Raw genomic sequence first — 25,921 nt, 5'->3', positions numbered from 1 at the left:
CCCCCGCTGTCGCCTGACGGCATGGGGTGTTGTGGTCTTGGGCGTTGAGGGTTGATGTGGGACTTGGGTTTCCCTTGGCGCTTGGGCGGCTCCTTGCGCTGGGGGATCCGACCCCCTTGCCCCTTTTGTGCCCGTCGTTGGGCGGAGATTTTTGGCTCCGAGTCGAGGAGGTCACGAGCTCTCAAACTCGGGCTCGTGGTATGGGGCTTCAATGACGAGCTCGATTGAGGGTCGGCGGATTCTTCTCACCGGTGCGTCGCGGGGCATTGGGCTGGCGGCGGCGAGGTTGCTCGTCGAGCAGGGGGCGGTCGTGTTGGGGGTCGCTCGGGATGGGGAGCGGCTCGCGGGGGTTCAGGCGGAGCTCGGGGCCGCGTCGGGGGGGCGCTTTTTGTCCATGGCGGTGGACCTTGGGCGTCCCGAGGCGGCGGAGTTGATCCGGGCGAAGATCGAGTCGACGTGGGGTGCGGTCGATGTCGTGATCCACAACGCGGGGGTCATGCTTCATCACGAGGGGGGGATCATGGAAGAGCCCGAGGGCGTGCTCGAGCAGACCATGGACCTGAACGTGATGGCGCCGCTGCGGGTGACTCGGGCGCTCTTGCCTTTGCTGCTGAAGGGGGAGCGGCCGCAGCTGTTCAACGTGGGCTCGGGGGCGGGCACGCACCAGGGCATGACCGAGCCGGGGATCTCGGCCTATCGCCTGAGCAAGTGGGCGCTCCATGGGCTGACCATGCTCCAGGCTCGGGATCTGAGCGGGCGCGTGGCTGTCCATGTGTTCGATCCGGGCTGGGTGCGTACGGATCTTGGAGGGCCCAATGCGCCTGGGACCGCCGAAGAGGCGGCCCAGGGCTTGTTGAAGACGCTCTTGGCTGCGGGCGATCAGCCCTGCGCGCTGTTCAAGGATGGCGCGGTCATCCCCTGGTGAGTCGTGGACGTGGGGCAGGGAGGGCGTGGCGTCGTCCACGACGGTGAAGAAGTCAGCCGCAAAAGCCCCCGGAGAGGCCCGGGATGGTGATGCAGTTGCCGCTCGCGCAGTCGTCGGCGGTGGCACAGGGCGCGCCGAAGCTGCCCGAGCTGCACACGCCGAGGACCGCGTTTTCGATCTGGCGCACGCAGTTCCAGTCGGTCGGGCAGTGGCTGTCGGCCTCGCACATGCCGACCAGGCAGATCTCGTCCTTGTTGGACAGGTAGCCCTCGTTGCACACGGCGCCCTCGATGCCGACGGGGCAGCTGCCGTCCTCGGCGCAGGCGGGCATGGTATAGCAGGCCCCGGTCTCGGTCTCGATGTCCTCGACGAGGCAGACCGCGTTCGAGTCGCAGCCGTCGTTGAGGTAGTCCTCGAGGTTGCAGCTGCCGTCGTCGGGCGGGGTGCTGCAGTAGCCGTTGATGCACACCTGCGAGCTGGCGCAGTCGTCGTTGTCGTCGCAGGTCGGGACCTCGGTGTTCTGACACAGCATGATGTCCGTGTTGCAGTACTGGTTCTCGGCACAGTTGGCGTCGCTCTGACAGCCGATCGCGCACAGGCCGTTCCAGCAAAATTGCCCGTCGGGGCAGGCGTTGTCGTCGCTGCAGGGCGTCCAGTTGTCGCCGTCGCCGTTGCCGTCGCCGTTGTCGTTGCCGCTGTCGGAGCCGACCTCATCGTCGGCGCCGTCGCCCGCGATGGTGGCGTCGCAGGCCAGGGCTGGGGTGATCAGGAACAGCAGGGAAGCGAGGAAGGAAATGCGAGTGGTGGTCATCGTGGTGTCCGTGGTGAGGGGCGGCCTCGGGCCGCATGCATGAGTGACCGGCTCGCCGTCGATCCGTGGCGGCGCTGCCAAAAAAACTTCGGACTACTCGAGCCCGCAGTCGTCGCGGATCGAGGCGAGGTGAATGGATCCAGGCCAGCGCGCCTCGAAGCGCGCGGCTTCCTTGCGACCGGCCTGGGTCTTTCCGCGTCGGCACAGCGCGCGGGCCTTGGCGGCGCGACGCTCCTCGACGAATTGGCCCTCGGGGAAGTCGCGCTCGTGCTCGCGGACGCGGTCGAGGGTCTCGCCGGGGTCGTTGGCCTTGAGGGCGGCGTTGATCGCCTGCATCAGGGCCAGCTCGTCGGCGAGGGTCTTGGGCTCGGCGGGGGCGGGCTTGGCCTTGGATTTTCCCTTCGACTTGGGCGTTGCGGCAGGCTCTGTGGGAGCGGGCTGAGGCTCTGGCTCGGCGGCCTGCTCGGGAGGCTCGGGCGTGGGCGAGTCGGGGGGGACGGGCGGAGCTCCGAGCTCAGGCTCAGGCTCTGCTTCGACTTCTGCTAGGGGCGCAACCAGGCGCGCGGGCGTCGGGGCCTCCAGCGTTGGCGCGGGAGCGTCGGGGCGCCCCAGCGACGCGCTCGCGCCCAGGCCGACGGCGGCCAGGAGCGCGAGGCCTCCGACGACCTTCAAGACTCCGAAGCCGCCGCCCTTGGGCGGGGCGGAGAACAGCGGGCCGTCGTCGAGGGGCGGCGGCGGAGGCCCGTCGCGCAGGCGGGTCTCGATGTCCTGCCACACACGCTCGGCCGTCGCGGCGTCGGGATCGGGCGCGGACCGTTCGGCGGCCTCGAGTGTGGCGAGCAGCTCGTCGATCGGCTGGGTCATCGCTCCTCCTCCCCTGCCGCGTCGGCGGCGTGCTCGGACTGCAGGCGCTCGGCGGCCCGGCGCAGGCCCGCCCGGGCGGCGCGCAGCCGCGTGTAGACGGTGTTGACGTTGAGCCCAAAGCCGCGCGCGACCTCGACGGCGCTGAGGCCCTCGAGCTCGACGAGGACGTAGATCGAGCGCTGCTCCTCTCCGAGCTCGGCGAGCAGCTGGGCGAGGGTGCGCTGGGCGTCCTGGCGCGCGTGGGGGCGCTCGCTGACGGGGCGCAGCAGGGGGGCCGCGGCCGCGAGCGCGTCGACCTTGCGGCGGTGTCGCCAGGCGCTCCGGCGGTGGCTCCGGACGACCCGCATGGCGATGCCGAACAGCCAGGTCTTCATGGACGAGCGGCCCTCGAAGTCGTCGAGGCGGCGGGCGGCGACGAGGAAGACGTCCTGGCACGCGTCGTCGAGGGCGTGCTCGGGGACTCCGAGGCGGCGCAAGCTCCGGTGCACGAAGGCGAAGTGCTCGCGGTAGATGAGCGCGAGCCGCTCGTGGAGCTGCTCGGAGAGCTGGATGGCGAGTTCGGTCACGGGGACTCGCGGGTGAGTGGCCGGCAGCCCTGGGGATCCGTTGGCCGGCGCACAAAAAATCCTGTCGTCTCGGTCACAGGCGCAGCTCGACCCCGATGAGGGCCCGAAAACCCACGGGGAGCGGGCGCCACAGCTCGTCGCCCTCGCTCGTCAAGAAGCGGCGGCGGATCAGCGCCACGTAGGGCTCGAGGGTGAGGCCGAGGGCCATGCGCTCGATGGGGGACCAGGCCAGGCCCGCGCTCGCGTCCACGGCCAGCCAGGGGATCGCGGCCTCGCGGACCTCGGTGTAGCCCACGCCCTGGCCGATCAGCGCGCCCGCCTCGACGCCGCCGCACAGGGGGAACTCGAGCTTGGCGGACGGGACCCGCAGCAGGCCGCAGCCGCGCAGGGCTCCGAAGGCGTGGCGGAGATCGGCGCCCTGGTCGGGGGCCTGGTCAAAGCGGGCGCGGCGGATGAAGGCGTAGTGGGCGTCGAGCTCCAGGCGTGCGTGTCGCCAGACGAGGGCCGGGCCCAAGCGGACGATCGGGCCGACGTCGGGCAGGTCGCCGAGGGTGAGGCCTGTCTGGGCCCGGAGCGCGATGGTGGGTCGGAGACGCTGGGGCGGTGCGGGCGGCTCGGGTTCTGGTTCAGGCTCGGGCTGAGGCTCGGGCGGGGCAGGTTCCGGCTCCGGCTCGGGTTCAGGCTTCGGCGGAGCTTCGGACTCGCCGACCTCCCGCGCCCCCTCGGCGGTGCTCTGAGCCTCTTCGTTGGTCCCGACGCGCTCGAGCACGTTGGGGTCGATGGCCATGGCCGCGAGCAGGGCCGCCGCGTCGGCGAGGACCCGGCAGTCCGCGCCCTGCATCGCGCGCTCGCGGGTGTCCGCGTCGGTCACCGTGAACAGGCGCAAGTCCCAACTGCCGTCGGCCTCGCGCCGGACCCTGGCGATGGCGGACAGCCGCCCCTCGCCCTGCTCGGCCACGGGCCCGCCGAGCAGGCGCTCGAGCTCGGCGAGGACCTCGGCCTCGCTCGGGCAGCCCTGCTCCGGGGCGTCCCAGCGAAACTCCACGCCGCCGCCTCCGGAGGAGGGTGTCTGCGCCCAGACCCGCCCAGGCGTCAGCCAGAGGCCAACTGCGAGGGCAACGAGGAGCCACAGCGGTGCTGGAAGGGAGCGCATGAGCGGTCGCGGAGCCTACGACGAGGGGGCTCCGCGGACCATTCGCTCACCGAGTGCAGCCGCGCTGCGCCTCATTCATCGTTGGGCGCCGCGAAGCCCACGACACCCAGGCACATTTCATCCAGGGTTTCATCCCCGAGGTACACGTCGACCGGCTCGCTCAGCCCGAGCTCGGCGAGGGCCTCGACGAGGTGCGGGTTGTTCATGCTGTTGTCGTAGGTGCACTCGATATCGATGAGGTCGCCGGGGCGGACCCGCGGCATGTCCTCGAGGGCGCCGTCGTAGTTGTAGCCGCGCTGCCACTCGAAGTTGTAGTAGGGCGTCTGGATCCAGCACTCCTCGTCGATGCCGGTGTTGGCCTCGGGGGCGAGGCGGTCGATGCTCATGCGCGCGTCGACGCCCAGGTAGTGCATGTGCGTGCCCACGGACCACACGACGACCTCGTTGATGACCTTGCCGTTGACCGTGGGCGGGACGGAGATCAGCATGCGCTCGGTGTGGTTGGCCTCCCCGGCGGGGATGCGGAATTCCGGGTCCTCGGTGGCGTCGTTGGGGCCGGGCTGGAGGCCCAGGCCGTTGCCGTCGGCGTCGTCGTCGTTGCCGGGCAGGCCGTACTCGGCGACCCAGCCGGGCACGCCGTCGAACTGGCGCATCTGCAGGGCCGTGCCCGGGTCGATCTCGGTCGCGCCGGTCGGGTGGTAGTGGATCTGCATGACCAGCTTGGCGTTGGCCGGGATCTCGAGCGCGGTGTCCTCGGGCAGCTCCTGCGGCGGGACGCCGGGGGCCCACACGGCGATCAGGGCCGCGTCCACGCCCGCGTCGCCAAAGCAGTCGTAGCGGCCGTTCTCGTCGACGAGCGCGTCGGTCTGGCCGAAGGCGTCGACGTAGACGAGGGCGTGGTGGACGATCAGATCGTTGCCCGGGAGGATCTGGAAGCCCTCGACGTAGGTGTCCTCGGTGAAGCCCGGGTCGAGGACCATGCACCAGAACTGATCGCCGCCCGGCTCGATCTCGATGGGCGCTTGCATGGGCAGGTCGAAGTCGACGTTGGCCAGGCCGAGCTCGGGCAGCTCGGGCAGCTCGGCGGCGAGGGCCGGGTCCCCCTCGGGGGTGCCGGCGTCGACCCACGCGGCGAACAGGTCGAGCTCCTCCTGGGTCGGGCGCGGGTCGTTGAGGAAGGGCAGGCGCGGCTCGCAGTTGGCGTCGTCCTGACCCCAGGGCGGCATCTGCTTGGACTCCATGGCCTCGAGGGCGAGGCCGGCCCAGGTCGAGGCGGCCGGGTAGTCGTCGAGCGCGAAGGGCCCGATGCTGCCCTCGCGGTGGCAGCCGACGCAGCGCTCGTGGACCATGGGCGCGATGTCCTGGTGCCAGGTCGGGCCCAGGGGCTCGCCCGTCTCGCTCTCTGCGTCGTCCTCCGTCGCGGCGTCGCCGGCCTCGTCGCCCGCGTCGTCGTCGGTGGGGGGCGCCGTGCAAGCGCCAGTGAGTGCCACGGCCATCACGGAGGCGGCGAGGCTGGGGAGCGAGAGCAGACGAAGGGGAAGCTTGGAGTGGGCCATGACGGGAGGGGGAGTGTTTTGTTGTAAGGGGAGACGGGCAGTGTCGCTAGCGGGGGGCGCACGATCGCGTCGCGAGGTAGTCACACGCGACAGGCTTGTTTCCGGATCGCCACCCGCGAAGAGGGGGCTGGGCTATGGTGGAGGCGCGGTCGGCTCCGGCCGCCGAAGGCGAGGAGCGAGCCATGAAGCCCACCACGCAGCACCTGCTCTCGACCCTGGCCCTGTCGGCCGTGTTCGCCCTGGGCCTGTTCGCCCTGGACTTCGCGGGGGCGGACTCCAAGGCCGACGAAGCCGCGAGCGCTGAGCGCTGAGCGAGCTGGGAGCGGCTCAACCTCCGGCCTTGGTGTCGGCCTTGGCCACCTCTTCGGGCACGAGGGTGTACGCGTGGTCTTCGCCCAGACTCAGCTCACCCGTGACATCGTAGACCTCGCCCATGGTCAGGTCGGGGGTGCAGGCGACCGTGCCGTCAGAGGTCCGCACGCAGCCCACGGACTTGCCCCCGAGCTCGCCGCCGAGCATGACCCGCAGCGCCTTGCGGGGCGCGGGGTCGACGAGCTCGATGGCGTTGCCGAAAGGACGCGCCCGGCCGCGGACGATGATGCGTCGGCCGTCCCAGCTCTCGGGGTCGTGGGTCAGGTCGCCGACCTCCACGGGCTTGTCGGGATCGTCGGTGAGCACCGCGGGCTGAGCCGCGCCTTCGTCGGGCTTGGGCGCGGCCTCGGCCTCGGCTTCGGTCTTGGCGCCCGTCTGGTCGCAGCCCATGGTCACCACGCTACACCCCCCGAGCAGGACGGCGAGGCGGAAGGACGCGGACCAAAGGCGCACTCCATCGAAGATCGACACCTCGCCACGGTACCCAACAACGCCCGCCGTGGGCAGCCCGATCGCGCGCTGTGGCTGCTCTGGGCACCCAGGGTCGAGCGAGTCCGCGCCTTGGGCTATGGTCTGACCATGCCCGCGCGCCGCCCCAGCCCCCTCGCGCTCGCGTCCGTCCTCGCCGCGGCCAGCTTCGCCTCGGGCTGCGTGCGTGACAACAACGCGACGACCGGCAAGACACCCGCCGCCTCGACCGAGCAGACGCGCGTCGGCAACAACGACCCCCGCGGCGTGGACGACCAGCCGGACTGGGAGCAGCAGGCTCGGGAGCTCAAGCAGCGCGTCGATCCGCGCATGCCCACCACCTTGGCCGGGGACCACGAGGCCGCGTGCGTGGCGATGCTCGAGGCGGCCCAGTCCTTCTACGTGTCCGTCGAGGCGGACCCGGAGATTCGCGAGCGGCGCCTCGACGAGCTGCGCTCGACCCACGCGGCCGACCTGGCGAGCTGCAAGGCCGACATCTCCGAGGCCGCGGCGGTGTGCGTGACGATCTTGCTCGGGGACCGCGACGCCGAGTTCCCCTGGCTCCTCGACCAGTGCGTCCGGGCCTACCCCAAGGGCGCGGGCGGGGGTTCGGGCGCGGTCGTCGGTCAGGCGGCGCCTGCTCCTGCGGCGGCGCCCGAGCGGGCGGAGTCCATCGAGCTGACCTTCGTGGGCGACGTGATCTTCGGGCGCTACCGCGAGGACAACCGCTTCGACCCGATCATCGAGGGCGAGGCCGAGGCCCTCGCCGAGGCCGGGCTGAGCAACCCCTTCACGCCCCTCGAGACCCAGCTGGCCAGCGACGTGCTCGTCGGCAACCTCGAGACCCCGGTCATCGAGGACCTGCCCGAGGTCTCGCCGATCGGCGCCAAGTTTCGCTTCGGGGGCGACCGCGACATGGTCCGCGTGCTCGGGGCCGCGGGCTTCGACGTGCTCAGCCTGGCCAACAACCACTACTTCGACCTGCGCGAGGACGGGCAGCTGCAGAGCCCGACCATCCTGCGCGAGGAGGGGATCACGGCGATCGGCGAGTCGGTCACCGAAGGACCCGAGTACCGGGTGGTCACCCACGAGGCCAAGGGCTGGAAGATCGGCTTTTTGGCCGTGACCAACCGCGTCAACGCGCCCGTCCGCGAGGGCCGACCCAAGGTCCCCTACATCATCCTGCACGACATGGTCGACACCCTCGGGCCGATCCTCGCGGCCGCCCGGGCCGACCACGACCTGCTCGTCGTCGCCGTGCACTGGGGCGACGAGTACGCGGACAAGCCCAACGTCTATCAGCAAAAGGTCGCGCGGGCGCTGATCGAGGGCGGCGTGGACCTGGTCGTCGGCCATCACCCGCACGTGCTGCAGGGGATCGAGCGCCACGAAGGCGGGCTGATCGCCTACTCCATGGGCAATTTTTTGTTCGAGAACACCACGGAGATCCCGCGGCTCACCGGGGTGCTGCGCACGCGCTGGATGGACACGCAGACCGAAGGCGCGGTCGCCTGCCTGGACCACGTCGTGTTCCACCCGGCCTACGTCAAACGCCAACCCTACCCGCACCCCGCCCCGGCCACGGGCTACATGGGCAAGCAGGTCCGCGGCCGCGTGGTCAGCCAGGCCAAGGCCCTGGGCACGACCTTCGAGCAGCAGGGCGAAGACCTCGAGGTCGCGGGCCTGGGCTGCAAGGCGAGCGAAGACGGCGAAGACGGCGAAGCCGGCTGAGCGCCCTCAGCCAGCTCAGCCAGCGAGCTCGAGGGGCTCGGACGGGTCCCGGAGCAGGATCTCGCGCAGCTTGGCCCGGGCCTCGTCGAGGGTCTGGAGGCGCTTGCACTGCTCGAAGGCCAGCTTCATGTCCGCGCGCAGCATGGCGGCCATGCGCAGCCACTGCTTGAGGCGACCGAGGGTGTTGCGCTCGTTGGCCCCGGAGGCGAGCAGGGTGTCGGCGTAGACGTCGAGCAGGGCCTCGAAGGGGCGCGGGTCGAGGGCGGCGCGCTGGGTGCCGCGGGCGCGGGCGAACAGCTCCGGGCGGCCCATGGCGCCGCGGCCGATCATGAAGGCCGTGCACCCGCTGCGCTGAGCCGCCTCGAACAGCGAGGGCACGCCGAAGAGATCGCCGTTGGCGACGACGGCCATGGACACGGCGGCCTGGGCCCGACCGATGGCCTCGTAGTCGACGGGGGGCTTGTAGAGCTGGCGTCGGGTCCGGCCGTGGATGGTCAGCCAGCTCGCCCCGCCGGCCTCGGCCGCGCGGGCGATCTCGACCACGGGCGAGGGATCCTCCCAGCCCACGCGGATCTTCACGGTCACCGGGAGCTCCGCCGGCACGGCCGCGCGCACGGCACGGGTGACGGCCTCGACCCGGCACGGATCCTTGAGCAAGGTCGCGCCGCCATCGGAGCTATTGACGGTCTTGGCCGGACACCCGAAGTTCAGGTCGATGCCCGGCGCCCCGAGGGCGACGGCGGTCTCGGCCGCGCGGGCCATCCAGTGGGGCTCGCCGCCGAGGAGCTGGACGAACACGGGCACGCCCGCGCGGGTCTTGCCGCCGCGGGCGAGCTCCGGGCAGTGGCGCAGGAACACGCGCTCGACCACGGGCTGGCGGGTGACGCGGACGAACTCCGAGACGCACAGGCTGATGCCCGAGCGCCCGCCAAACAAAGCCGTGAGGCACTCGCGGTAGCTGCCGTCGGTGACCCCGTCCATGGGCGCGAGGGCGAGGAACAGTCCGGGCGCGTCGGGGCGCGCGGCGATGCGCTCGCGCGCGGCCCAGGTCGCGGCCAGGACGGGCGGCGGCTCGAGCTCGCTCCAGTCCAGAGTCGGGCCCAGGTTTGGGTCAGGTTCTGAAGCTGGAGAATTCAAAACTGCCCGATCTGAGGCGTCAAAACGCCAGAAAAACGCGTGGTTTGAAAAAGGGGCCTCCGGGGCCCGGGGCCTCAGACCCCGGCCGCGCCGGCTTGGCCCTGGCCCTGACCGCGACCTTGGCCCAGGTCGAGCTCGAGCTGATCGTCGAGGGCCGGGGACCAGGGGATGAGCACGAACTCGTAGGTCCGGCTCTCGCCGCCGTTGGCCGAGCGCACGGTCCGGCACACGAAGCCGTGGGGGGTCAGGTGGCGGGCTTGGATGAGCCCCCAGACCGCGAGCTCGACCTCCCGCTCGTTCGCGCCGTCGGCCACGAGGGCGTCGACGATCGCGCCCATGGTCACGCCGTGCTCGCTGTGTCGATCGACCAGGGCAACGACGGCATCTTGGAGGGGATCGCTCATGAGTTGGGCAGGATGGCGCGGCCCATGGCCGCTGGCAAGAGCGCGGCCGAGAATCTCGTCAACGTGCCCGCCTGGTCTCGCAGCGCACGAAAAAAGACCGGTCCGCGCGGGCGGACCGGTCCCTCGACGCGCTTGGCGTCGCGTTCAACCATGGTGAGCGAGGTTCTACTCTTCGTCGATCGAGGAGGTGCACTCGGCGATGCCGAGGGCGGCCTGGTACTGGCAGTTCCAGTCGGTCAGCTCGGCGCTCGCGGTCTCGCCGGTGGCGACGTCGTCGTCGGCGACGGCCTGGATCCACGCGGCCCAGGTCTCGCGGTAGGCCTCGTGGTCGAAGCCGTCGAGGGCGTCGATCATGAAGGGCTCGACGAGCTTGCTGTAGGTCGCGCCCTCGACCGCGCCCGCGTAGCCAGCGGCCGTGCCCATGAGCCCGGCGACGTCGGGCAGGGCGTAGTCGGTGTACTTGCGGGTGCGCTTGACGAAGGCGATGTTGAGCTCGCGGACCAGGCCCTCGAAGTTGATCGAGGCCGGCGGGGCCTCGAGGGCACCCTCGACGATGGCGATGCCGGGGGTGTTCTTGGTGTCCATGCGGTCCTCGATGAGCTGGAAGGCGCCGTAGGCGTTGCGCAGGGCCAGCTCGTCGTCGTTCATGATGCCCATCTCGGTCCACTGCACGACCAGGCGGTGGGCGAGGGCGAAGCTGGTCTTCTCGACCTGCTGCTTGGCCGCGCCGACGCTCCACTCGTCGATGGCCCAGGGCTGCTCACCCTCGATCCCGTCGTGGCCCAGCTCGAAGCCCGCGTCGAGGTCGGCCTCGATGCTGTCGCCGGTCAGGCCGTAGGCGTCGGCCGCCTGGGCGTAGCTGCGCAGGGCGCCGTCGTAGTAGCACCACGCGTCGTCCCAGCGGGCGTAGGTCAGGGCCGGGTCGTTGGCGGGATCGGGCACGAGCGCCGCGATGTCGCCGACCTCGTGGCGGATGAACTTGTGCATCACCAGGTAGACCTGCCACTGCACGTCGATGAGATCCTCGGGACCGCCGGCGTCGAGGGCCGCGATGATCGCCGCGTCGTCGATGAGCACGCCGTCCTCGACGCGCCCGGTGACCGCGCCCGCCCACTGCACGAACTCCTGGAGGGCGGTGCCCTCGTAGGCCATGGCGATGGCCTCGCCGTCGGCGTCGCCGCTGGCGTTCTCGGCGACGATGGTCTCGAGGTTGAACAGCGCGCCCTCGCACAGGACGTTGGGCGTGTCGCCGAGGCCCGGCTTCTCCTCGCCGGTGTCCGTGGACTCTTCGCCCTCGTCGGTGGTCTCGGTGGTCTCGGTGGTCTCCCCGTCTTCGGTGGTCTCACCGTCGGTGGTCTCGTCGGTGGTCTCGTCCTCCTCTTCGGAGGCGGTCTCGTCCTCGCCGACTTCATCGTCGGTGGCGCCGTCGTCGGAGCACGCGGGCAGGGCGAAGAGACCGGCGAGGGCCAGCATCAGGGGGGTCAGTTGAAGGGGGGCGAGGGATTTGGAAGTCATGGCCTTGGCGCGTTCTGCGTTGCTTGTGACAATAGATATTGAAAGCTACTTTCACTTGCAAGGGTGGCGAGCACCCCGCCAGGTGAGGCATCGCATCAGAACCGCCGCCAGATCCGCAGTAGTTCCGCAGAACCCATAGTTTTGCGCTCGTGCCGGCCTTGACCCGGAATGGGGAGCTCACTACTCTCAGCGCAAATGAAAGCTACTTTCATTTGCTCGAAGCGCGCTTTTCTCGGCCTTGGATGGCTATTCGCCTCGACGATCGCGATCGCCGGCTGTGTCGATCTCGAGCTCCCACCGGAGGCTGAGGACGAGGCCGGTGAGGACGGCGACAGCGAGGGGGACGAGAGCGGCTGCGAGGGGGACTGCGAGCCGACCCACGATCTCTCGGGGGAGCTGGTGTTGTTCGTCAACGCCCGGCTGTCCGACGCCGACTCGGCCTTCCAGAGCCACCTGCCCCTCGAGGGCGAGGCCGAGGGCTCCTTCCTGGGCAACGCGCTCTACCTCTACGACCCGACCCGCGAGTGCGAGGACGGGACCAACGCGTGCCGGCTGGCGACCGTGGGCAACCTTCACCTCGACGCGAGCTTGGGTCAGATCTCCGTCGACGACGGGAGCCTGCGCAAGTTCGTGATTCAGGACCTGGCCAACGACCCCGACCAGGGCCTGTGGGGGGCGGGCTTTGACCCGCTCAACGACGAGTGGTCGATCTTGCGGCTCGGCGTCGAGGACTGGAACCGGCGGGACAACGCCATCGACGTCGAGCGCTGGGTGATCCCGCCGGGCGCCGCCGAGAGCCCGAGCACCGACCCCTGCTACTGGTTCGAGTCCGTCAGCGGCCTGGGCTTCGTCGGCGGCGAGCTCGTCCTCGGCGTGCGCGGCATCGGCAGCAAGGGCCTGGTCTCCGACGGCTCGCTCTTCCACGTCGACATCGGCGTGCTCGAGCAGGGCCACTGCGTCCAGCCCAGCGACGTCAGCCAGGACCCGCTCTACTACGCCTGCGACGTGCTGTGCGAGCAGCGGTGCAGCTTCGGGTCCAAGGTCGGCGTGGCCGGGGACCTGGTCGAGTCCCTCGACGGCGGCCAGGCCTCGGCGTGGCTGCGCAGCGAGGACGACGGGATCATGCCCCTCGATCGCAACGAGCTGGCGAGCTGCTCCGTCGCCGAGGGGGTCAGCGAGGCCGAGCCCGACAACGTGTTCCTCCTCGACGTGGTCCGCGGCGACGAGATCGACGGCCTCGCCCGGGTCAACGGCCAGCTCTACGGCCTCAGCGTGCTCGGCAGCGTCTACCTCATCGACGAGGTCGAGCGCACCGTCGAGCTGGTCGACGACCTCTCCACCGCCTTCCCCGAGCAGGGGCTGCGCCTGCGCGGCGCGACCTCGGTGACGGTCCCGGCTGCGGACTGAGCCGCGCCGTCCCGCCATGCTCCTGTCTTGCTTCGTTGGCCTGTGCGCGCTCGGGCCTCCAGCGGAGGACGCGTCTGGGCCCGCGGTCGAGCGGACCCCGGACGCGATCGCGCCCGTGGACATCGCGGCGCCGTCGCCCGAACCGGAGCCTGAGCCAGAGTCGGAGCCCGAACCCGAATCGGCGCCCGCTCCAGGCGACGCCGACATCCCCGTCGACGACGAGCTGCTCGAGGAAGAGCCGGGCGACGGCAACGGCATCGGCGAGGACGAGCCCCACGAGATCGTCGTCGACGCGAGCATGCTCGGCGACGGCACGGCCATGGACGTGTTCACCCACGCGGGCGGGCGCACCGTGGTCGAAAAGAGCGAGGCCACCGAGCGCGGGGCGACGAGCGTGGGCGAGGCCCTCGAGCGCGCCTCTGGGGTGCGGACCACCGAGGGCAACTCGGGCCTGGGCTCCCAGGACACCAAGCTGCAGGTGGCGGTGCGCGGGGCCAGCCCGCGGCTGAGCTCCCGGGCCACGGTGCTGCTCGACGAGATCCCCATCGCCCCCGCGCCCTACGGCCAGCCGCAGCTGAGCCTGTTCCCCCTCTCGCTGTTCTCCATCGCCGAGCTCGACGTGATCCGCGGGGGCGCGACGGCCCGCTACGGCCCGCAGACCTCGGGCGGGGTGTTCAACCTCGTGTCCAACCCCATCCCCGAGCAGCCCAGCGTGATGGTCTTTGGCCAGGGCGACTCGAACCTCGACTTCTCCCTGGGCGGGGCCTACGGGGCGACCCACGGGCGCTTTGGCATGTACCTCGAGTACGCGCCGCGGGTCGGCAGCAGCTGGCGCGAGAACAGCGACAAGGAGGTCCACGGGGGCATGGCGAAGTTTCGCTGGGCCTTCTCCGAGGACATGAGCCTGACCTCGATCAGCCACGGCTACACGGAGAACAGCCAGCTCCCCGGCGGCCTGCCCCGAGCCGCCTACGAGGAGGACCCCTTCCAGAGCCTGCGCCCCTTCGACACCTTCACCGGCTGGCGGGGGGGCACGGCGCTGAAGTACGCGTGGAGCCCCGAGGACGGCAAGGGGCGGCCCCACGACGTCAAGATCGCCGGTTGGTACAACCGCAGCTACCGGAGCACGCGGATCGCCTCGAACCCGGCCCGCGACATGGCCCTGGTCGAGCAGCTGCTCGAGCGCCCGCGCAGCTACGACGTCATGGGCGTCGAGCCGCGCTGGTCCATGGGCCTGAGCCACTGGGACGGGAAGATGTCCCAGAAGATCAGCGTGGGCGTGCGCGCGGCCTACGAGATCGCGGACATGCTGACCTACACCGAGGACGTCGGCGGCCGCCTGCTGACCGCCGACGACGACGCCCGCACCGGCGCCTACGCGGGCTACGTCAACGACGAGCTGGTGTTCCTCGACGGCGACCTGAGCATCGACCTGGGCTTTCGCTTCGAGTACATCAAGATCTCCCGGCGCTCGAACCTCGAGCGCCTGGTCGTCGGCCAGGACTACTGGGCGCCCCTGCCCGCGGCCTCGCTGTGGTACGCGCCCATCGACCAGCTGGCGATCTTCACCGCCTACGGCCGCTCCTTCGGCCCGCCCCAGTACCTCCAGCTCATCGTCGCCACGGGCTCGGCCCAGCTCGACGCCGAGACGGCCGACACCGTCGAGCTGGGCCTCAAGCTGTTCGAGCTCGGGGGCATCTACGGCGAGGTCACCGGCTGGTACAAGGGCTTCGGCAACTACATCGACGTCGGCCAGGAGAGCTTCGACCTGATCCCCACCATCCACCTGTGGGGCGTCGAGAGCGAGCTCGAGTGGTACCCCAGCGAGGTCATCGACGGGGACTTTGGCGAGCCCTCGGTCTACGCCGGCTACGGGTGGATGGACAGCCACCTCATCGGCCTCAACATCGTCGGCAACGAGATGCCCTGGTACCCCGGACACGAGGCCTGGGCGGGGCTGAGCTGGGGCACGGACTTTGGCCTGACCGTGGGCGCGGACTTCAGCTACACGGGCAAGCAGTACACCGACTATCAAAACCGCGAGCAGGAAGACTCGGACACCGCCGCGACCGGGCCGATCCCCGCCTACGCGACCCTCAACGCGTGGGCGCGCATGGAGGCCCCGCTGCCCGCCGGCTGGCGGCTCGAGTTCACCGGCGGGGTCAAGAACGTCACCGACACCCGCTACTTCTCGCGCACCGACGATCGCAACGCCGGCATCCTCGTCGGTCGACCGCGGACCTTCTACTTCAGCGTGGGCTTCGCCCACGACTTCTTGCCCACGGCCAGGCGCCGCCGTCGAATGCAGCGCGAAGAGGCCGGGCGGACGAGCCGTCGGGCGATGGCCGAGGCGGGCGCGGCCCTGGGCTCAGTCGGGCTCTGAGCTGGGGTCGGGCTTGGGCTCGACTTGTGCCGCGGTGTTCGAGGCTGCGTCGCTGGTCTCGGCGTGCTCGCTGTCCTCGCTCGAGGCGGGCGCGTGGGCCTCGGGCGTGACGGAGGCGACCTCGACGCGCACCGGCGCGTCCTCGGCCTTGCCCTCGTCCTTGTCCTTGCTCTTGCTCCCGTCGTCGTCCTTGCCGTCGCTCAACAAGCTGGGCACGAGGCGCTCGCTAAAGCCCGCCATGACCCCGAGGATCAAGGTCGCCGCGGTCATCTCGACGCCCTCGGTCAGGGTCGTCGAGACGATGCCGGTGATGTTGGCGACGCCCATGATCGCGCCGGCGAGGGCGCCCATGGCCACGCGGATGCGGGCCTCGAAGCGGGCGTAGTCGGCGGACGAGACCGGGTCGAAGGGGACGTCGCGCTGGACCCCGGTGAGGATCGAGAACATCGCCCCGGCCGTGCCGCCGAGCAGGCCGATGCAGACCACGTAGGCCCACTTGATCGCGACCTCGGCGTAGAGCTCGTGGACCTCGACGTAGTAGGTCGCGAGCACGGCGACGCCCATCACGCACAGGCTCAGCGCGCCGATCGCCAGGGCCGAGCGGATGTAGGTGCGCTTGGCGTTGCGCCCGATCTTGCCCGAGAGCAGCTCCTTGGTGTCGTCGAGGGAGGCCTTCATCGCCGCGAAGTCCCCGATCAAGCCGCTGGCCACCGCGTTTCCGAGCATGGAGCGGAACATCTCGAGCTGGAAGTCGAGGTGCGACTCGCGGAGCTGGCCGATGAGGAATTCGAGGCGCAGCATCTCGTTCCACAGCAGGTTGAATTGGGGGTGGTGGCAGTATTGTTGCCCAGCCATCGCGTAGTAGCGGACCTGGCCGTTGCCGCCGAGGAAGACCGCGTAGCCCTGAGTCACGGAGATCAGCCGCTGCACCCGTCCGATGATGATGTCGTTCGCCTCCCCGTCGCTGTCGAGGGTCACCAGGGTCATCGGTCGCAGCTGCGTCAGTCGAGAGATCGTCACCGTCTCGTACTCGAGCCGCTTGGTGCGGAGCATGTTGACCAGGTTCGCCATGATTGGGATCGGAACAGCAAGCAATGGGGGCAGTCAAGGGCGTACAATCATCCGCGCATGGCCGAAAACGATCCAACGCGGTGGAATGAACGCTACGAGCAAGGCCGCGATGGGTGGACCCTCGACGGCCCGCCACAAATCCTGCTCTCGCTCATCCAGTCTCTGTCTAGGGGGGACCCCATGCGGGTCATCGTGCCCGGCGCGGGGGTGGGCCACGACGCCCTCGCGTGGGCGCAGGCGGGCCATGAGGTCGTCGCCTTGGACTTCGCCCCCGCGGCCGTGGCCCGCCTGCGTGAGCGGGCGGCCGAGGCCGGCCTGACCATCGAGGCCCACGTCGCCGACGTCACCAACCCCGGCCCTGCGCTCAACGACGGTCTCGGGGGCCGCTTCGATCTGGTGTGGGAACAGACCTGCCTGTGTGCGATCACGCCCGAGCTGCGCGGCGCGTACCTGGCCCAGGCGCGCTCGTGGCTGACCCCTGATGGGTCCATGCTCGCGCTGTTGTGGAACACCGGCAACGAGGGCGGCCCGCCCTACGACATGCCGCCCGAGCTGGTCGAGCGCTTGATGACCGGCCTGTTCGTCATCGACAAGTTCGCGCCCGTGACCGGTTCGAACCCGAACCGACGCGAGCACTTGTACTGGCTCCGCCCCGAGCCGACGTAGGACCCACGCAGAGGTTGGGGGTGGAACTCTCTTCCCACATCCACCACTCTGGCGCCGTATGCTCTCGCCATGACTGATCCGCAGCCGATTGAGTTCGAGGGCGTCAAATTTTACGACCTGCGCTCGGAGCAGAGCGACCCGCACCCCAAGGGCAAGACCAAAAACGGGAAGACGGTGCGGCTGCACCCGCCGGAGGTCGACTCGATCGTGCTGCACCAGACCGCGGTCAAATTTGGGGCCAAGGACGAGCTGGCCCTCGCGCGGCGCTGCCTCAAGACCGCCTGCCACGTCATGGCCTTCCACGACGGCTTCATCGTCCAGCCCACCCCGATCGACTGGTACCTCTACCACGCCGACGCCCTCAACAAGCGCTCGCTGTGCATCGAGGTCGACGGCAACTACCCGGGCTTGATGGGCGGGAAGATCAAGAACGACAAGGCCGAGACCCCGCTGACCGAGGCCGTGATCAAGGCGGCCCGCGCCGGCGTCAAGCTCCTCGTCGAGGCCGGCCGGGCCGAGGGCATGCGCATCGAGTACATCTACGCCCACCGCCAGACCGACAGCTGGCGCCGCGCCGACCCGGGCGAGGCCCTGTGGCGCAAGGTCGCCCTCGAGTACGCCGTCGACGTGCTCGGCCTCAAGACCCGGCCCGCGGAGTTCTTCGAGAAGAAGGACAACCGCACGGGCAAGCCGATCCCCACCAACTGGGACCGCGACGGCGTCGGGGACTACTGATTTTGCCCCCGCAGGGTCCTCGGACCGGGGACGCTTCGTCGCTGTCCGCTCCTCCGCTTGGGCTTGTCCTCAAACTCGTTCGTGCCTTCTAGAGGGCATGTGGTCACCCCCCAAGGGGGGTGTTGTCTGACGGGGATGAGGAGGCGTTGTCTGGCGGGGATGAGGAGGCGTTGTCTGGCGGGGATGAGGACGCGTGGTCTGGCGGGGATGAGGAAGCGTTGTCTGGCGGAGATGAGGACGCGTTGTCTGGCGGGGATGAGGAGGCATTGTCTGGCGGAGATGAAGGACAAAAGTGTCCTTCGACGAGCTTGCCAGACAGCCGACGATCTTCACCCCCGCCAAAACATTTCGACTCGCCGCCCCGTGACCGGAGCCGCAGCGAGCGAAGCGAGCGTGAGGTGGATGAATCGCGCGCAGCGAAGCGAGCACGATTCATCGTCGGGGCGGACGCTGTCGAGGGCCTCCCGATAGAACCTCATGGGGAAAAATAGCCTGTTCTCCAATCCGGGCTGCATGCAGCAGTGGCCGAAGAACCCCGCCGCATGCAGCAGTGGCCGGAGAACCCCGCCGCATGCAGCAGTGGCCGGAGAACCCCGCCGCATGCAGCAGTGGCCGGAGAACCCCGCCGCATGCAGCAGTGGCCGGAGAACCCCGCCGCATGCAGCAGTGGCCGAAGAACCCCGCCGCATGCAGCAGTGGCCGGAGAACCCCGCCGCATGCAGCAGTGGCCGGAGAACCCCGCCGCATGCAGCAGTGGCCGAAGAACTCCGCCGCAAGCAGCAGTGGTTGGAGAACCCCGCCGCGAGCATCAGTGGTTGGAGAACCCCGCCGTGAGCAGCAGTGGTTGGAGAACCCGCCGCGAGCAGCAGTGGCCGGACACCCCCGCCGCGAGCAGCAGTGGTTGGAGAACCCCGCCACCCGCAGGAGAGGCCGGACACCCCCGCCGTGAGCAGCAGAGGCCAGGCAAAGAGAAAGCTCGCAGCCCTGAACAGGCTGCGAGCGGGGCGCTAGGGCCCTTCGAGCCAGGGGTCGTAGCCGGCCTTGGTGTTGGTCTTGGCCTTCACGGTCAGCCTCCGCCGTTGCCGACCCAGGGGTTGTTGCCAGCCTTGGTGTTGGTCTTGGTCTTCATGGTCAGCCGCCGTCGGACCAGGGGAAGCTACCGGCTTTGGTGTTGGTCTTGGTCTTCATGCTCAGTCTCCCTCGAGCCAGGGGCTGGCTCCGGCCTTGGTGTTGGTCTTGGTCTTCATGGGGATTGCCTCCGACTGACTGATGGCCGCCGCCGCCGAGTCCGTCACTGCGCGAGGCAGTAGCCGACGTTCTCGTAGCCCTCGATGAGGGGATCGGGTGCGGAGCACGCGGTCCCGGGCAAGGCGCACTCGGCGTTGGGGTCGTCGAGCTCGCACAGGTCCGTGCAGCAGTAGAGGTCGTCGCAGGCTGGGAGCAGGTTGGCGCCGACGCAAGACAGGTCCTGGGCGCACTGGTAGCCCGGGGAGCAGGGCTCACCCAGCTCGGGGAGGGGGTCGGCGTGGGGCAGGCACATGAAGTCGGTGGTCCACGCACAGGCGAAGCCCTCGGGGCAGTCGAACTCGAGGGGGTGGCAGGCCTGGATGCACAGGTTGATGGTGCCCTGGTTGGCGATGCTGCAGGTCGTGCCCTCGGCGCACTCGGGCGCGTCGGGGTTGCCCTGGCAAAAGGCCTGGCAGGTGCCCTTTTGATTGTCGTCGACGAAGAAGCAGTAGCCCTGCTCGTCGCAGTCGTCGGTGCCCTCGGCGAGGCTGTCGAGGGCGCAGCTTTGGCCGGGGGGCCGATCGCCGAGCACGGGCACGCACTTGGTCGCGTTCCAGCTCTGGTCTTCGAAGGCATGGGGGACGCACTTCTCGCCCTCGGGGCAGTCCTGGTCCCAGTTGTCGCACTCGACGGGCTGCTGCGGGGAGTGGTCGTCGATGAAGCTGCGGCCCTCGTCGGTGTCGTCGGTCGTGGACTCGTCGGTGTCGCTCTGTTCGGAGTCGGAGCCGGAGCTCTCGGTGTCGTCCACCGGCGCGGCCTCGTCGTCGTTCGCCGGGGTCGGGGCGCAGGCGAGGGTCCCAGAGGCCAGCGCGAGCGAAAGGAAGAGCGCGCGGGGAGAGGGCAGGGAGCGCTCGGGACGTTGGGGTGCTCGCATGGCTGGGAGGTAGTCGTCGGCGAGGTGTGAACGATTGATCGGGTTGGGGCCAAGGTGGGGTGAGCGGGTTGTGGGCCGGCTGGCGGGCCCGTTTGCAGGTGACCTTCGACACGAAAAAGTGGGCGCTCAGTCGTGATCAGTTTCGCGCGCGCTCGCACAGCCCCATTGACGCGTCGGGCACCTCGCTCGCGCGCACCACCAACGAGAAAGAACCAAGACATGAATCCGAGAATCGTCCTCCTCACCGCTGCTTCCCTCGCGTTCACGATCGGCTGCGCCGACGAAGGCTTCGACGAAGGCCCCGACGGCGCCGCGCGGCTCATGAGCTCCGCGCCCCCCGAGCAAGTGGAGCTCACCCCCTTCGCCGAGGTCGAGCTCGAGGAGGGTCACCAGCTCTCCTTCTACGCCGACCCCGAGGAGCCCAGCGCCATCGTGGTCACCGAGGTCACGCCCGAGGGCGGGACCGGTGTCGTCCGGGCGGCTCGGGAAGCTGGCGCGACCAGCCTGGAGCTGTTCCGCTTCGTGGCCCCCGAGGCCGAGGTGCCCGCGGAGCTCGAGTACGCCCACGCCTTCGAGGTCGAGGCCCGCGGCGGGGCCGAGCGCGCGACCCTTCCCCTGGAGCTCGCCATGACCCACGCGTCCAGCCCGCCGTGCACCAGCGAGGGGACCTTCGACGACTGGTTCGGCGATGAGTACGGCAAGAACCCCGACGCGCTGGACTCGTTCTACACGGCCTCCGGCGGCCCCACGGGCTTTTGGCTCGGCGAGTCGACCACGACCTACCTGGACTACTACGGCGGCGGCTGCAACAAGGACGGCGGCACGAAGCAGTTCAAGTACTGCTGGTCCGGCAACGGCTGGCTGTACGCCTGCGGCTCGCCCACGAGCGTCTCGGCGGGCAGCACGTGGAGTCACCAGCAGTTCTCCTCGAGCCCGCGCTACCACACCAGCCAGGTCCTCTACCCCTACCAGGTGAGCGGGACTTCGCGCCTGGCCTTCGCCCTCGAGGGTTGAGCGCTGCTTTGCCCCCGCAGGGGTCTCGGGGCCGGGGGCGCTTCGTCGCTGTCCGCTCCTCCGCTTGGTCGTGGGACAGCCCCTGATCTTGGGCGTGCGTGGGGTAGGGAGGGCGTGGCGTCGTCCACGGCGGCGAACACAGACAGAGGGTTGGCCAGAGCTCGTTTTGGCCGACCCTCTGCGCTCGCGCGTCGCCCGAGGGCCGTGCAGTTCTGACAATCGGCCCTGCCGTGCCTGGCATTTTGTCGAGGCTCCGATTGGGGGTGTCCACGCCCCGAGCAGCGAAGCGACTGCCATGCGTGCGGCCCGTTGGGGATCGACGACCCTCCAACCCCATTCGTGATGGGTTCGACGGGGGCGCTCCTGGTAATTCCCCTCCATGCACCGCGGCGCGTGGGCATGGAACTCATCGCCCTCCCTCCATGCAATGCCCGTTGTTGCGAACCCGAGGGCGCCTACGCTGTGACCATGAGCATTCACGACGACCAAGAATCATGTGGGTCCACGGAGAATCGAGACCGTCTGCGACAAAATGTCCATAGCGGTCGAGCCCGCCCAACAACGAACCCGCGCGGGACCGTGGGCGCATTGAGCTTGCTCTGGGTCCTCACGGCGTGCCCCATGGACGACATGGGCGAGCTCGAGGACATGGACGGTGCGCGAGGCGAATCAGACACCATGGGGGACGAATGGGACACCGAAAGCGAAGGGGACGAGTCGGACAGCGAAGAAGACGAGTCGGACACCGAGAGCGAGTCGGACACCGAGAGCGAGTCGGGCGAAGACGAGGACTCGGGCTACGAAGACTGCGACCCCATGCTCGAGGAGCAGGCTTGCTCGCAGCAAGAGGTCTGCCTCAACGAGGGCACGCTCGCCGAGGGGGCGGTGTGCGCCTTGCCCTGCGCCACCGTCGACGATTGCCCGCCAGCGCCGGCGAGCGGCGAGGCCCCGGTGATGTGCCTCGACCTCACCGCCAACGGCGTGGGGGAGTGCATCCTCGGCTGCAGCGAGGGTCAGGCGTGCCCGGACGGCATGGGCTGCGTCCAGGGCTTTCTGTGCATGTGGCCTGCGCCCTGAGCCGAGTCGTGGGCTTGGGGCGGGGAGGGCGTGGCGTCGCCCACGACGGCTAAATGGACACAGCGGCGGCTCAGGGGCTGGCCTCGACCACGCCGACCCAGCCGCCGCCGTTGTAGGTATAGGTGGTGAGCAGCTCCGGGGCGCCGTTTTGGTCGAGGTCGGCGATCATGGCGCTGCGCAGCTCGGTGGCCGGCGTCTGGAAGACCACGGGCTCGTCCAGGCCGCCGGTCCCGTCCCCGAGGTAGAGGCGCAGCGCGCCGTCTTGGGAGTTCGCGACGAGGAGATCGACGTTGCCGTCGCCGTTGACGTCGCCGGAGTCGACGACGTCGGCGCCCGGCAAGAGCGTGAGCTCGAAGTTGTCGAAGGTCCCGTCGCCCTTGCCCATGATCACGCTCAGGCCCATGTCGAGGGAGGCGACGATGTCGGGGTTCTCGTCGCCGTCGAGGTCGGCGCTGTGCAGCTCGACGATCTCGCAGGTGTTGCCGGGGCAGGCCTGGGTCACGCCGAGCTGGGTGAAGCTGCCGTTGCCCTGGCCGCTGGCGAAGTGGATCTCGGGGATGAAGGCCGAGGAGACGAGGACGTCGGTGAAGCCGTCGCCGTCAAAGCCGAACTCGGTCAGCGCGACCCAGCTGTCGCCGCCGGAGAACTGCTCGTTGCCCGTGGGCCCGGGGCTCCAGCCGCCTTGATTGCTCCCGCGGATCCACTGGGTGTTGTAGCCCTCGCCGTAGACGATATCGAGGGGCGCGCTGCCGTCGAGCTGGCCGAGCTTGGGCGCATGCAGGCCGCCGGGGAAGAAGCCGGGGTCGATCTCGACGGGCGTCCAGCCGCCGTCGCCGTCGTTGAGCAGCACGGTGAACAGCTCGCCGCTGGCGAGCAGGTCGAAGTCGCCGTCGTTGTCGACGTCGCCGCCGGTCACGAACACGCTCGGGCTGGCGATGGGGAAGGGCTGGGGATCGGAGAGCTGCAGGCCCTCGGCGTAGAGGGCCACGCCGTTGTTCGCCTCGCCGCCGCCGACCACCGCGACGCCCATGGTGTCGCCGAGCAGCGGGCCTGCGACCGCGCGCAGCCCATCTTGGCCGAGGGGGTACTCGACGAGGTCGCCGAGGCACAGCTCGCCGGGGTCGACGGAGCCGTCGCCGCACGCCGGGGCGGCGGTGGTCTCGGTGTCCGTGTCGGTCTCGGAGCTCGAGCCGCTCGAGCTGGTGTCGGTGTCGTCCGAGGCGGTGGTGGTCTCGGTGTCCGTGTCCTCGCTCGTCGAGTCGGAGCTCGAGCCGCTCTCGTCCGTGGCGTCGCCGATCTCGTCGTCGCCGTTGTCGCTGGGGTCGAAGCAGGCACCGGCGAGGGCGAGCGCGGCGCAGATCGGGATCGTTCGGAGCGGCTTCACGACGGGGACGCTAGCAGACGCGCGGGGCGCTCAGTAGCCCTCCCGGCGGTGGACGGCCGAGGTGCTTCTCAGGCCGTCGCCAGCTGGGTGCTGAGCTCGCGCGCGAGGGCCTGCAGGGCCTCGATGTCCCCGGGCTCCTGGAGCCTGCGTTGCACCCCGGCGCTGCTCTGCGCGGCGATGAACTCCGGGGCCCACAGCCAGGTCGAGTAGCGGTCGAGCTGCTTGCGGGTCAGCTTCAGGGCCAGGGGCACCCGCCCCCGGGCGTGCTCGATGAGGTCGCCGCAGGCCTCCCGGGCGCGGGCCTCGGGGTCGTCGACGCGCACGGCCTCGGCGCTGGCGGAGCGCGGCCAGGCGAGCAGCAGCAGGTAGAGCTCGACGAGGCTGCTCAGCGCCCAGGCCCGGGTCTCGTCGCTGCCCCCGTCGATGTCGACCTGGGTGGACAAGAGCGCGGCGGCCCAGCTGTGCTGGTCGAAGGGCTCGCCGAGCACGGCGTCGAGGCACAGGGTCTGGATCAGCGGCCACTGCACGGCGGTCTGCTGGACCAGGCTGTCGTCGCGGTGGACCAAGCTGGCCCGGGCGGCGGCGCGGTAGTGGTCCCGAGCCTGGCGCAAGAGCGCGAGGCTCTGGCCCCACAGCTCGCGGCGCGCGTCCTCGCCGTGCTCGGGCCGGGCGCCCTGGGCGTGATAGATCTGCGCCAGCCGCTTGCGCACGCTGCCGCGCAGGCCCTCGCTCTCGATGCGCCACTCGCCCGTGGACGGCAGCCACGCGAGGGTGTCCTCGATGGCCGCGAGCGCCCCCGCGTCGCCCCCGAGTCCGTCGCTGCCGCCGCTCCCGTCGAGGCCGGCGACGTCGAGGCGCGCGTCGATGCGCTCCATGGTCGCGTCGAGCCGGCGGCGCGCGGACTGGTAGTGGACCCGGCGCAGCTGGTTGTCGAGGTCGACCGGTAGGGCCGCGTAGGCGACCAGGCTGGCCCAGTCGTGGGTCCGCGCGGCGTAGCGGGCGTAGAGCCGGCGGCGCAGGTCGTGGAGCACCAGGCGGGGGTCCTCGCCCCGGGGCAGGCGCTGGTAGATCTGCTCGACCATCTCGATCGAGCCCTCGAAGGACAGGGGGAACTGCGAGGCGACGACCAGCGGGATGCCCGAGTTGTGCAGGGCGTGGGCCAGGCTCGCGCCGGTGTGGATGACCTCGGTGACGTTGCCGCTGTCGCACGCGGCCACGGTGATCACCGCCGGCGTGTGCCCGCCCGCGCGCAGGGCCGCGGCCAGCCGCGAGCCGCTGACCACCTCGAGGGTGTCGAGGCCCGGGCCTGCGTGGAGCGCCAGGCCGAAGGGGTTGCCCGGGGCCTGGTCGTCCTGATAGCCGTGGGCGAGGATGTGCACGTAGCTGTAGCGCTCGGCCTCGCAGGCGCGCTGGATCTCGTCGACGCTCGCGGCGGGGAGGATGGTCAGGTAGTTCTCGGCGGCGGCGAACAGGCCCTCGGGGCTGTCCGCGTGGGCGCCGATGTAGGGGTTGATGGCCTCGAGCAGGGCCTGGATGTGGGCGTCGCGGGGCACGTCCATGCCCTCGGGCTGGGCGGCGATGAACAGCACCTTGGGGCGCTCGGGCCAGGGCACGGCCGCGGTCGCGACCCCGCGCACGCGCCGGGTGATCTCGATGTCGGCGACGGGCTGGATGACCAGGAACTCGGCGTCGGCACCGGGGCCGCCGGGGAAGGTCCGGGTGATCTCGAAGGGCAGCATGGCCAGCTCGCTCGCCGAGAGCAGGATCTCGAGGTGGACCAGGTCCGTGCCCTCGTGGGCGGCGGCGGCGGACAGCTGGTGCTTGAGGCCCTCGACGCTCGAGACGACGGAGGTGATCTCCTCGCCGAGGCGCTCGAGGCTGGTCAGCCGCTTGCGCGTGGCCGCGGCCGCCTCGGCGGTGCCCTCGGCGACGCTCGAGATCTCGGTGTAGCGCAGGGTCGAGAGGCTGTGGGTGAAGTGGCGGTGCTCCCAGGGCACGCCGACCTCCTCGACCCGGTGGTGGCCGCACACGCCGATGTAGCGGGTCAGCGGCGAGAGCAGGTGGTTGTGGGGCGGGCCGAGGCGCAGGAGCTCGAGGGTGACGGTGGCGATGTCGTGGTCGTGCATGGCGAGGACCTCGGTGGCGTCAGGCGGGGAGCTGGGCGAGGGGCGAGAGGGCGCCGAGCTCGTCCACGGCACACACGGCGGCATGCTCGGCGTCGACCCGGGCGAGGGTCGGGCGGGCGATCAAAAAGGGCGCGAGGGCGCGGCGGTCGTGCTCGACCAGGGCCTTGGCGAGGGCCTCGCAGCGCTCGGACAGGGGGGTGTCCTCGCCGGCTTCGAAGGCGCTCAGTCGCGGGACCCAGGCGCCCGCGTTGAGGTAGGCGCGGCCCGGGGCCCGGCGGCGCTCGACGACCCGCGGGACGCGGCCGTGACCGGCGATCAGCACGTCCACGCTGGGGGCCGTGGACGCGTCGAGGGCGTCGGACAGGGAGTCGTGGGTGCTCAGGCCGCGGCGCTGT

At 70.3% G+C, this 25,921-nt stretch carries 23 protein-coding genes; 9 read left to right on the top strand and 14 right to left on the bottom strand.

Going from position 1 to position 25,921, the window contains the following annotated elements; all coding sequences use genetic code 11:
- Positions 1–211: 211 nt before the first annotated feature.
- Complete coding sequence (locus PPSIR1_RS36500) at positions 212–925, top strand: SDR family NAD(P)-dependent oxidoreductase (protein WP_006976301.1); 714 nt, start codon at positions 212–214, stop codon at positions 923–925.
- 52 nt (positions 926–977) lie between these two features.
- Here PPSIR1_RS36500 and PPSIR1_RS36495 read toward each other — a convergent pair whose 3' ends face one another.
- The 5 genes from PPSIR1_RS36495 to PPSIR1_RS36475 form a co-directional block, all read right to left on the bottom strand.
- Entirely contained in the window at positions 978–1,736 is a 759-nt protein-coding gene (locus PPSIR1_RS36495) for a hypothetical protein (protein WP_006976300.1), read from the bottom strand.
- A 93-nt stretch (positions 1,737–1,829) separates the two neighbouring features.
- Positions 1,830–2,600: a hypothetical protein gene (locus tag PPSIR1_RS36490; RefSeq protein WP_006976299.1), complete on the bottom strand. Its 771-nt coding sequence runs from the start codon at positions 2,598–2,600 to the stop codon at positions 1,830–1,832.
- Complete coding sequence (locus tag PPSIR1_RS36485; protein WP_006976298.1) at positions 2,597–3,166, bottom strand: RNA polymerase sigma factor; 570 nt, start codon at positions 3,164–3,166, stop codon at positions 2,597–2,599. The genes PPSIR1_RS36490 and PPSIR1_RS36485 overlap by 4 nt, the downstream gene beginning before the upstream one ends.
- Before the next feature lie 73 nt (positions 3,167–3,239).
- Positions 3,240–4,211 carry a hypothetical protein gene (locus PPSIR1_RS49775; RefSeq protein WP_006976297.1) on the bottom strand — a complete coding sequence of 324 codons (972 nt, stop codon included), beginning with the start codon at positions 4,209–4,211 and terminating at the stop codon, positions 3,240–3,242.
- Between the two features lie 179 nt (positions 4,212–4,390).
- Positions 4,391–5,875 (bottom strand): hypothetical protein, encoded by a 1,485-nt coding sequence (locus PPSIR1_RS36475; RefSeq protein ID WP_157596361.1) that lies wholly within the window; start codon positions 5,873–5,875, stop codon positions 4,391–4,393.
- 182 nt (positions 5,876–6,057) lie between these two features.
- On the opposite strand from PPSIR1_RS36475, the gene PPSIR1_RS50935 reads away from it, so the two are divergent.
- Complete coding sequence (locus PPSIR1_RS50935) at positions 6,058–6,186, top strand: hypothetical protein (protein ID WP_269744745.1); 129 nt, start codon at positions 6,058–6,060, stop codon at positions 6,184–6,186.
- 16 nt (positions 6,187–6,202) lie between these two features.
- Here the strand turns inward: PPSIR1_RS50935 and PPSIR1_RS36470 are convergent, their stop codons facing one another.
- Positions 6,203–6,718 carry a hypothetical protein gene (locus tag PPSIR1_RS36470; RefSeq protein ID WP_157596360.1) on the bottom strand — a complete coding sequence of 172 codons (516 nt, stop codon included), beginning with the start codon at positions 6,716–6,718 and terminating at the stop codon, positions 6,203–6,205.
- A gap of 108 nt (positions 6,719–6,826) precedes the next feature.
- Between PPSIR1_RS36470 and PPSIR1_RS36465 the strand changes: the two genes are divergently transcribed.
- Positions 6,827–8,446 (top strand): CapA family protein, encoded by a 1,620-nt coding sequence (locus PPSIR1_RS36465; protein ID WP_006976293.1) that lies wholly within the window; start codon positions 6,827–6,829, stop codon positions 8,444–8,446.
- Between the two features lie 15 nt (positions 8,447–8,461).
- Here the strand turns inward: PPSIR1_RS36465 and PPSIR1_RS36460 are convergent, their stop codons facing one another.
- The 3 genes from PPSIR1_RS36460 to PPSIR1_RS36450 all read right to left on the bottom strand — a co-directional run bounded on the left by PPSIR1_RS36460 (position 8,462) and on the right by PPSIR1_RS36450 (position 11,502).
- A complete protein-coding gene (locus tag PPSIR1_RS36460; RefSeq protein WP_053335487.1) occupies positions 8,462–9,583 on the bottom strand; it encodes a tRNA dihydrouridine synthase in 1,122 nt (373 codons plus the stop codon).
- A gap of 74 nt (positions 9,584–9,657) precedes the next feature.
- The gene (locus tag PPSIR1_RS36455) at positions 9,658–9,987 is read right to left on the bottom strand and encodes a hypothetical protein (RefSeq protein WP_006976291.1); all 330 of its coding nucleotides are present in this window, start codon (positions 9,985–9,987) and stop codon (positions 9,658–9,660) included.
- A gap of 165 nt (positions 9,988–10,152) precedes the next feature.
- A complete protein-coding gene (locus tag PPSIR1_RS36450; protein ID WP_157596359.1) occupies positions 10,153–11,502 on the bottom strand; it encodes a hypothetical protein in 1,350 nt (449 codons plus the stop codon).
- A 195-nt stretch (positions 11,503–11,697) separates the two neighbouring features.
- Between PPSIR1_RS36450 and PPSIR1_RS36445 the strand changes: the two genes are divergently transcribed.
- Together PPSIR1_RS36445 and PPSIR1_RS36440 are read left to right on the top strand one after the other, a co-directional pair.
- Positions 11,698–12,909, top strand: a complete 1,212-nt coding sequence (locus PPSIR1_RS36445; RefSeq protein ID WP_006976289.1) for a hypothetical protein — start codon at positions 11,698–11,700, stop codon at positions 12,907–12,909.
- Between the two features lie 16 nt (positions 12,910–12,925).
- Positions 12,926–15,292, top strand: a complete 2,367-nt coding sequence (locus PPSIR1_RS36440) for a TonB-dependent receptor family protein (RefSeq protein ID WP_006976288.1) — start codon at positions 12,926–12,928, stop codon at positions 15,290–15,292.
- Here PPSIR1_RS36440 and PPSIR1_RS36435 read toward each other — a convergent pair.
- Positions 15,278–16,363 (bottom strand): hypothetical protein, encoded by a 1,086-nt coding sequence (locus PPSIR1_RS36435; RefSeq protein WP_006976287.1) that lies wholly within the window; start codon positions 16,361–16,363, stop codon positions 15,278–15,280. The two genes, PPSIR1_RS36440 and PPSIR1_RS36435, sit on opposite strands and share 15 nt — an antisense overlap.
- A gap of 57 nt (positions 16,364–16,420) precedes the next feature.
- Between PPSIR1_RS36435 and PPSIR1_RS36430 the strand changes: the two genes are divergently transcribed.
- Together PPSIR1_RS36430 and PPSIR1_RS36425 are read left to right on the top strand one after the other, a co-directional pair.
- The gene (locus PPSIR1_RS36430; protein ID WP_045117466.1) at positions 16,421–17,029 is read left to right on the top strand and encodes a methyltransferase domain-containing protein; all 609 of its coding nucleotides are present in this window, start codon (positions 16,421–16,423) and stop codon (positions 17,027–17,029) included.
- Positions 17,030–17,098: 69 nt separating this feature from the next.
- Positions 17,099–17,764, top strand: a complete 666-nt coding sequence (locus PPSIR1_RS36425; RefSeq protein ID WP_006976285.1) for a peptidoglycan recognition protein family protein — start codon at positions 17,099–17,101, stop codon at positions 17,762–17,764.
- A 1,291-nt stretch (positions 17,765–19,055) separates the two neighbouring features.
- On the opposite strand, the gene PPSIR1_RS36415 is transcribed toward PPSIR1_RS36425, so the two are convergent.
- Positions 19,056–19,925, bottom strand: a complete 870-nt coding sequence (locus PPSIR1_RS36415) for a hypothetical protein (protein ID WP_006976282.1) — start codon at positions 19,923–19,925, stop codon at positions 19,056–19,058.
- 219 nt (positions 19,926–20,144) lie between these two features.
- Here PPSIR1_RS36415 and PPSIR1_RS36410 point away from each other — a divergent pair, with 219 nt between their 5' ends.
- Together PPSIR1_RS36410 and PPSIR1_RS36405 are read left to right on the top strand one after the other, a co-directional pair.
- Positions 20,145–20,939: a hypothetical protein gene (locus tag PPSIR1_RS36410; RefSeq protein WP_006976281.1), complete on the top strand. Its 795-nt coding sequence runs from the start codon at positions 20,145–20,147 to the stop codon at positions 20,937–20,939.
- Positions 20,940–21,527: 588 nt separating this feature from the next.
- Complete coding sequence (locus PPSIR1_RS36405; RefSeq protein ID WP_006976280.1) at positions 21,528–22,016, top strand: hypothetical protein; 489 nt, start codon at positions 21,528–21,530, stop codon at positions 22,014–22,016.
- A gap of 70 nt (positions 22,017–22,086) precedes the next feature.
- Here the strand turns inward: PPSIR1_RS36405 and PPSIR1_RS36400 are convergent, their stop codons facing one another.
- From PPSIR1_RS36400 to PPSIR1_RS36390, 3 genes are all read right to left on the bottom strand, one after another.
- A complete protein-coding gene (locus PPSIR1_RS36400) occupies positions 22,087–23,400 on the bottom strand; it encodes an FG-GAP repeat domain-containing protein (RefSeq protein ID WP_006976279.1) in 1,314 nt (437 codons plus the stop codon).
- 68 nt (positions 23,401–23,468) lie between these two features.
- The gene (locus PPSIR1_RS36395; protein ID WP_157596358.1) at positions 23,469–25,526 is read right to left on the bottom strand and encodes a CHAT domain-containing protein; all 2,058 of its coding nucleotides are present in this window, start codon (positions 25,524–25,526) and stop codon (positions 23,469–23,471) included.
- 19 nt (positions 25,527–25,545) lie between these two features.
- Positions 25,546–25,921: hypothetical protein (locus PPSIR1_RS36390; RefSeq protein ID WP_006976277.1), on the bottom strand; the 376-nt coding region annotated here is incomplete at its 5' end.

The sequence above is a fragment of the Plesiocystis pacifica SIR-1 genome (assembly GCF_000170895.1).
Classification (GTDB): Bacteria; Myxococcota_A; Polyangia; order Nannocystales; family Nannocystaceae; genus Plesiocystis; species Plesiocystis pacifica.
This window is presented reverse-complemented; position numbering and strand designations above follow the sequence as displayed.

What these genes read in the sequence shown, in the direction of transcription:
- PPSIR1_RS36490 (WP_006976299.1), bottom strand. Translation starts at nt 2,600, where the DNA reads ATGACCCAGCCGATCGACGAGCTGCTCGCCACACTCGAGGCCGCCGAA.
- PPSIR1_RS36495 (WP_006976300.1), bottom strand. Translation starts at nt 1,736, where the DNA reads ATGACCACCACTCGCATTTCCTTCCTCGCTTCCCTGCTGTTCCTGATC.
- PPSIR1_RS36445 (WP_006976289.1), top strand. Translation starts at nt 11,698, where the DNA reads ATGAAAGCTACTTTCATTTGCTCGAAGCGCGCTTTTCTCGGCCTTGGA.
- PPSIR1_RS36440 (WP_006976288.1), top strand. Translation starts at nt 12,926, where the DNA reads ATGCTCCTGTCTTGCTTCGTTGGCCTGTGCGCGCTCGGGCCTCCAGCG.
- PPSIR1_RS36500 (WP_006976301.1), top strand. Translation starts at nt 212, where the DNA reads ATGACGAGCTCGATTGAGGGTCGGCGGATTCTTCTCACCGGTGCGTCG.
- PPSIR1_RS50935 (WP_269744745.1), top strand. Translation starts at nt 6,058, where the DNA reads ATGAAGCCCACCACGCAGCACCTGCTCTCGACCCTGGCCCTGTCGGCC.
- PPSIR1_RS36455 (WP_006976291.1), bottom strand. Translation starts at nt 9,987, where the DNA reads ATGAGCGATCCCCTCCAAGATGCCGTCGTTGCCCTGGTCGATCGACAC.
- PPSIR1_RS36450 (WP_157596359.1), bottom strand. Translation starts at nt 11,502, where the DNA reads ATGACTTCCAAATCCCTCGCCCCCCTTCAACTGACCCCCCTGATGCTG.
- PPSIR1_RS36465 (WP_006976293.1), top strand. Translation starts at nt 6,827, where the DNA reads ATGCCCGCGCGCCGCCCCAGCCCCCTCGCGCTCGCGTCCGTCCTCGCC.
- PPSIR1_RS36430 (WP_045117466.1), top strand. Translation starts at nt 16,421, where the DNA reads ATGGCCGAAAACGATCCAACGCGGTGGAATGAACGCTACGAGCAAGGC.
- PPSIR1_RS36475 (WP_157596361.1), bottom strand. Translation starts at nt 5,875, where the DNA reads ATGGCCCACTCCAAGCTTCCCCTTCGTCTGCTCTCGCTCCCCAGCCTC.
- PPSIR1_RS36425 (WP_006976285.1), top strand. Translation starts at nt 17,099, where the DNA reads ATGACTGATCCGCAGCCGATTGAGTTCGAGGGCGTCAAATTTTACGAC.
- PPSIR1_RS36395 (WP_157596358.1), bottom strand. Translation starts at nt 25,526, where the DNA reads ATGCACGACCACGACATCGCCACCGTCACCCTCGAGCTCCTGCGCCTC.
- PPSIR1_RS36415 (WP_006976282.1), bottom strand. Translation starts at nt 19,925, where the DNA reads ATGCGAGCACCCCAACGTCCCGAGCGCTCCCTGCCCTCTCCCCGCGCG.
- PPSIR1_RS36410 (WP_006976281.1), top strand. Translation starts at nt 20,145, where the DNA reads ATGAATCCGAGAATCGTCCTCCTCACCGCTGCTTCCCTCGCGTTCACG.
- PPSIR1_RS36435 (WP_006976287.1), bottom strand. Translation starts at nt 16,363, where the DNA reads ATGGCGAACCTGGTCAACATGCTCCGCACCAAGCGGCTCGAGTACGAG.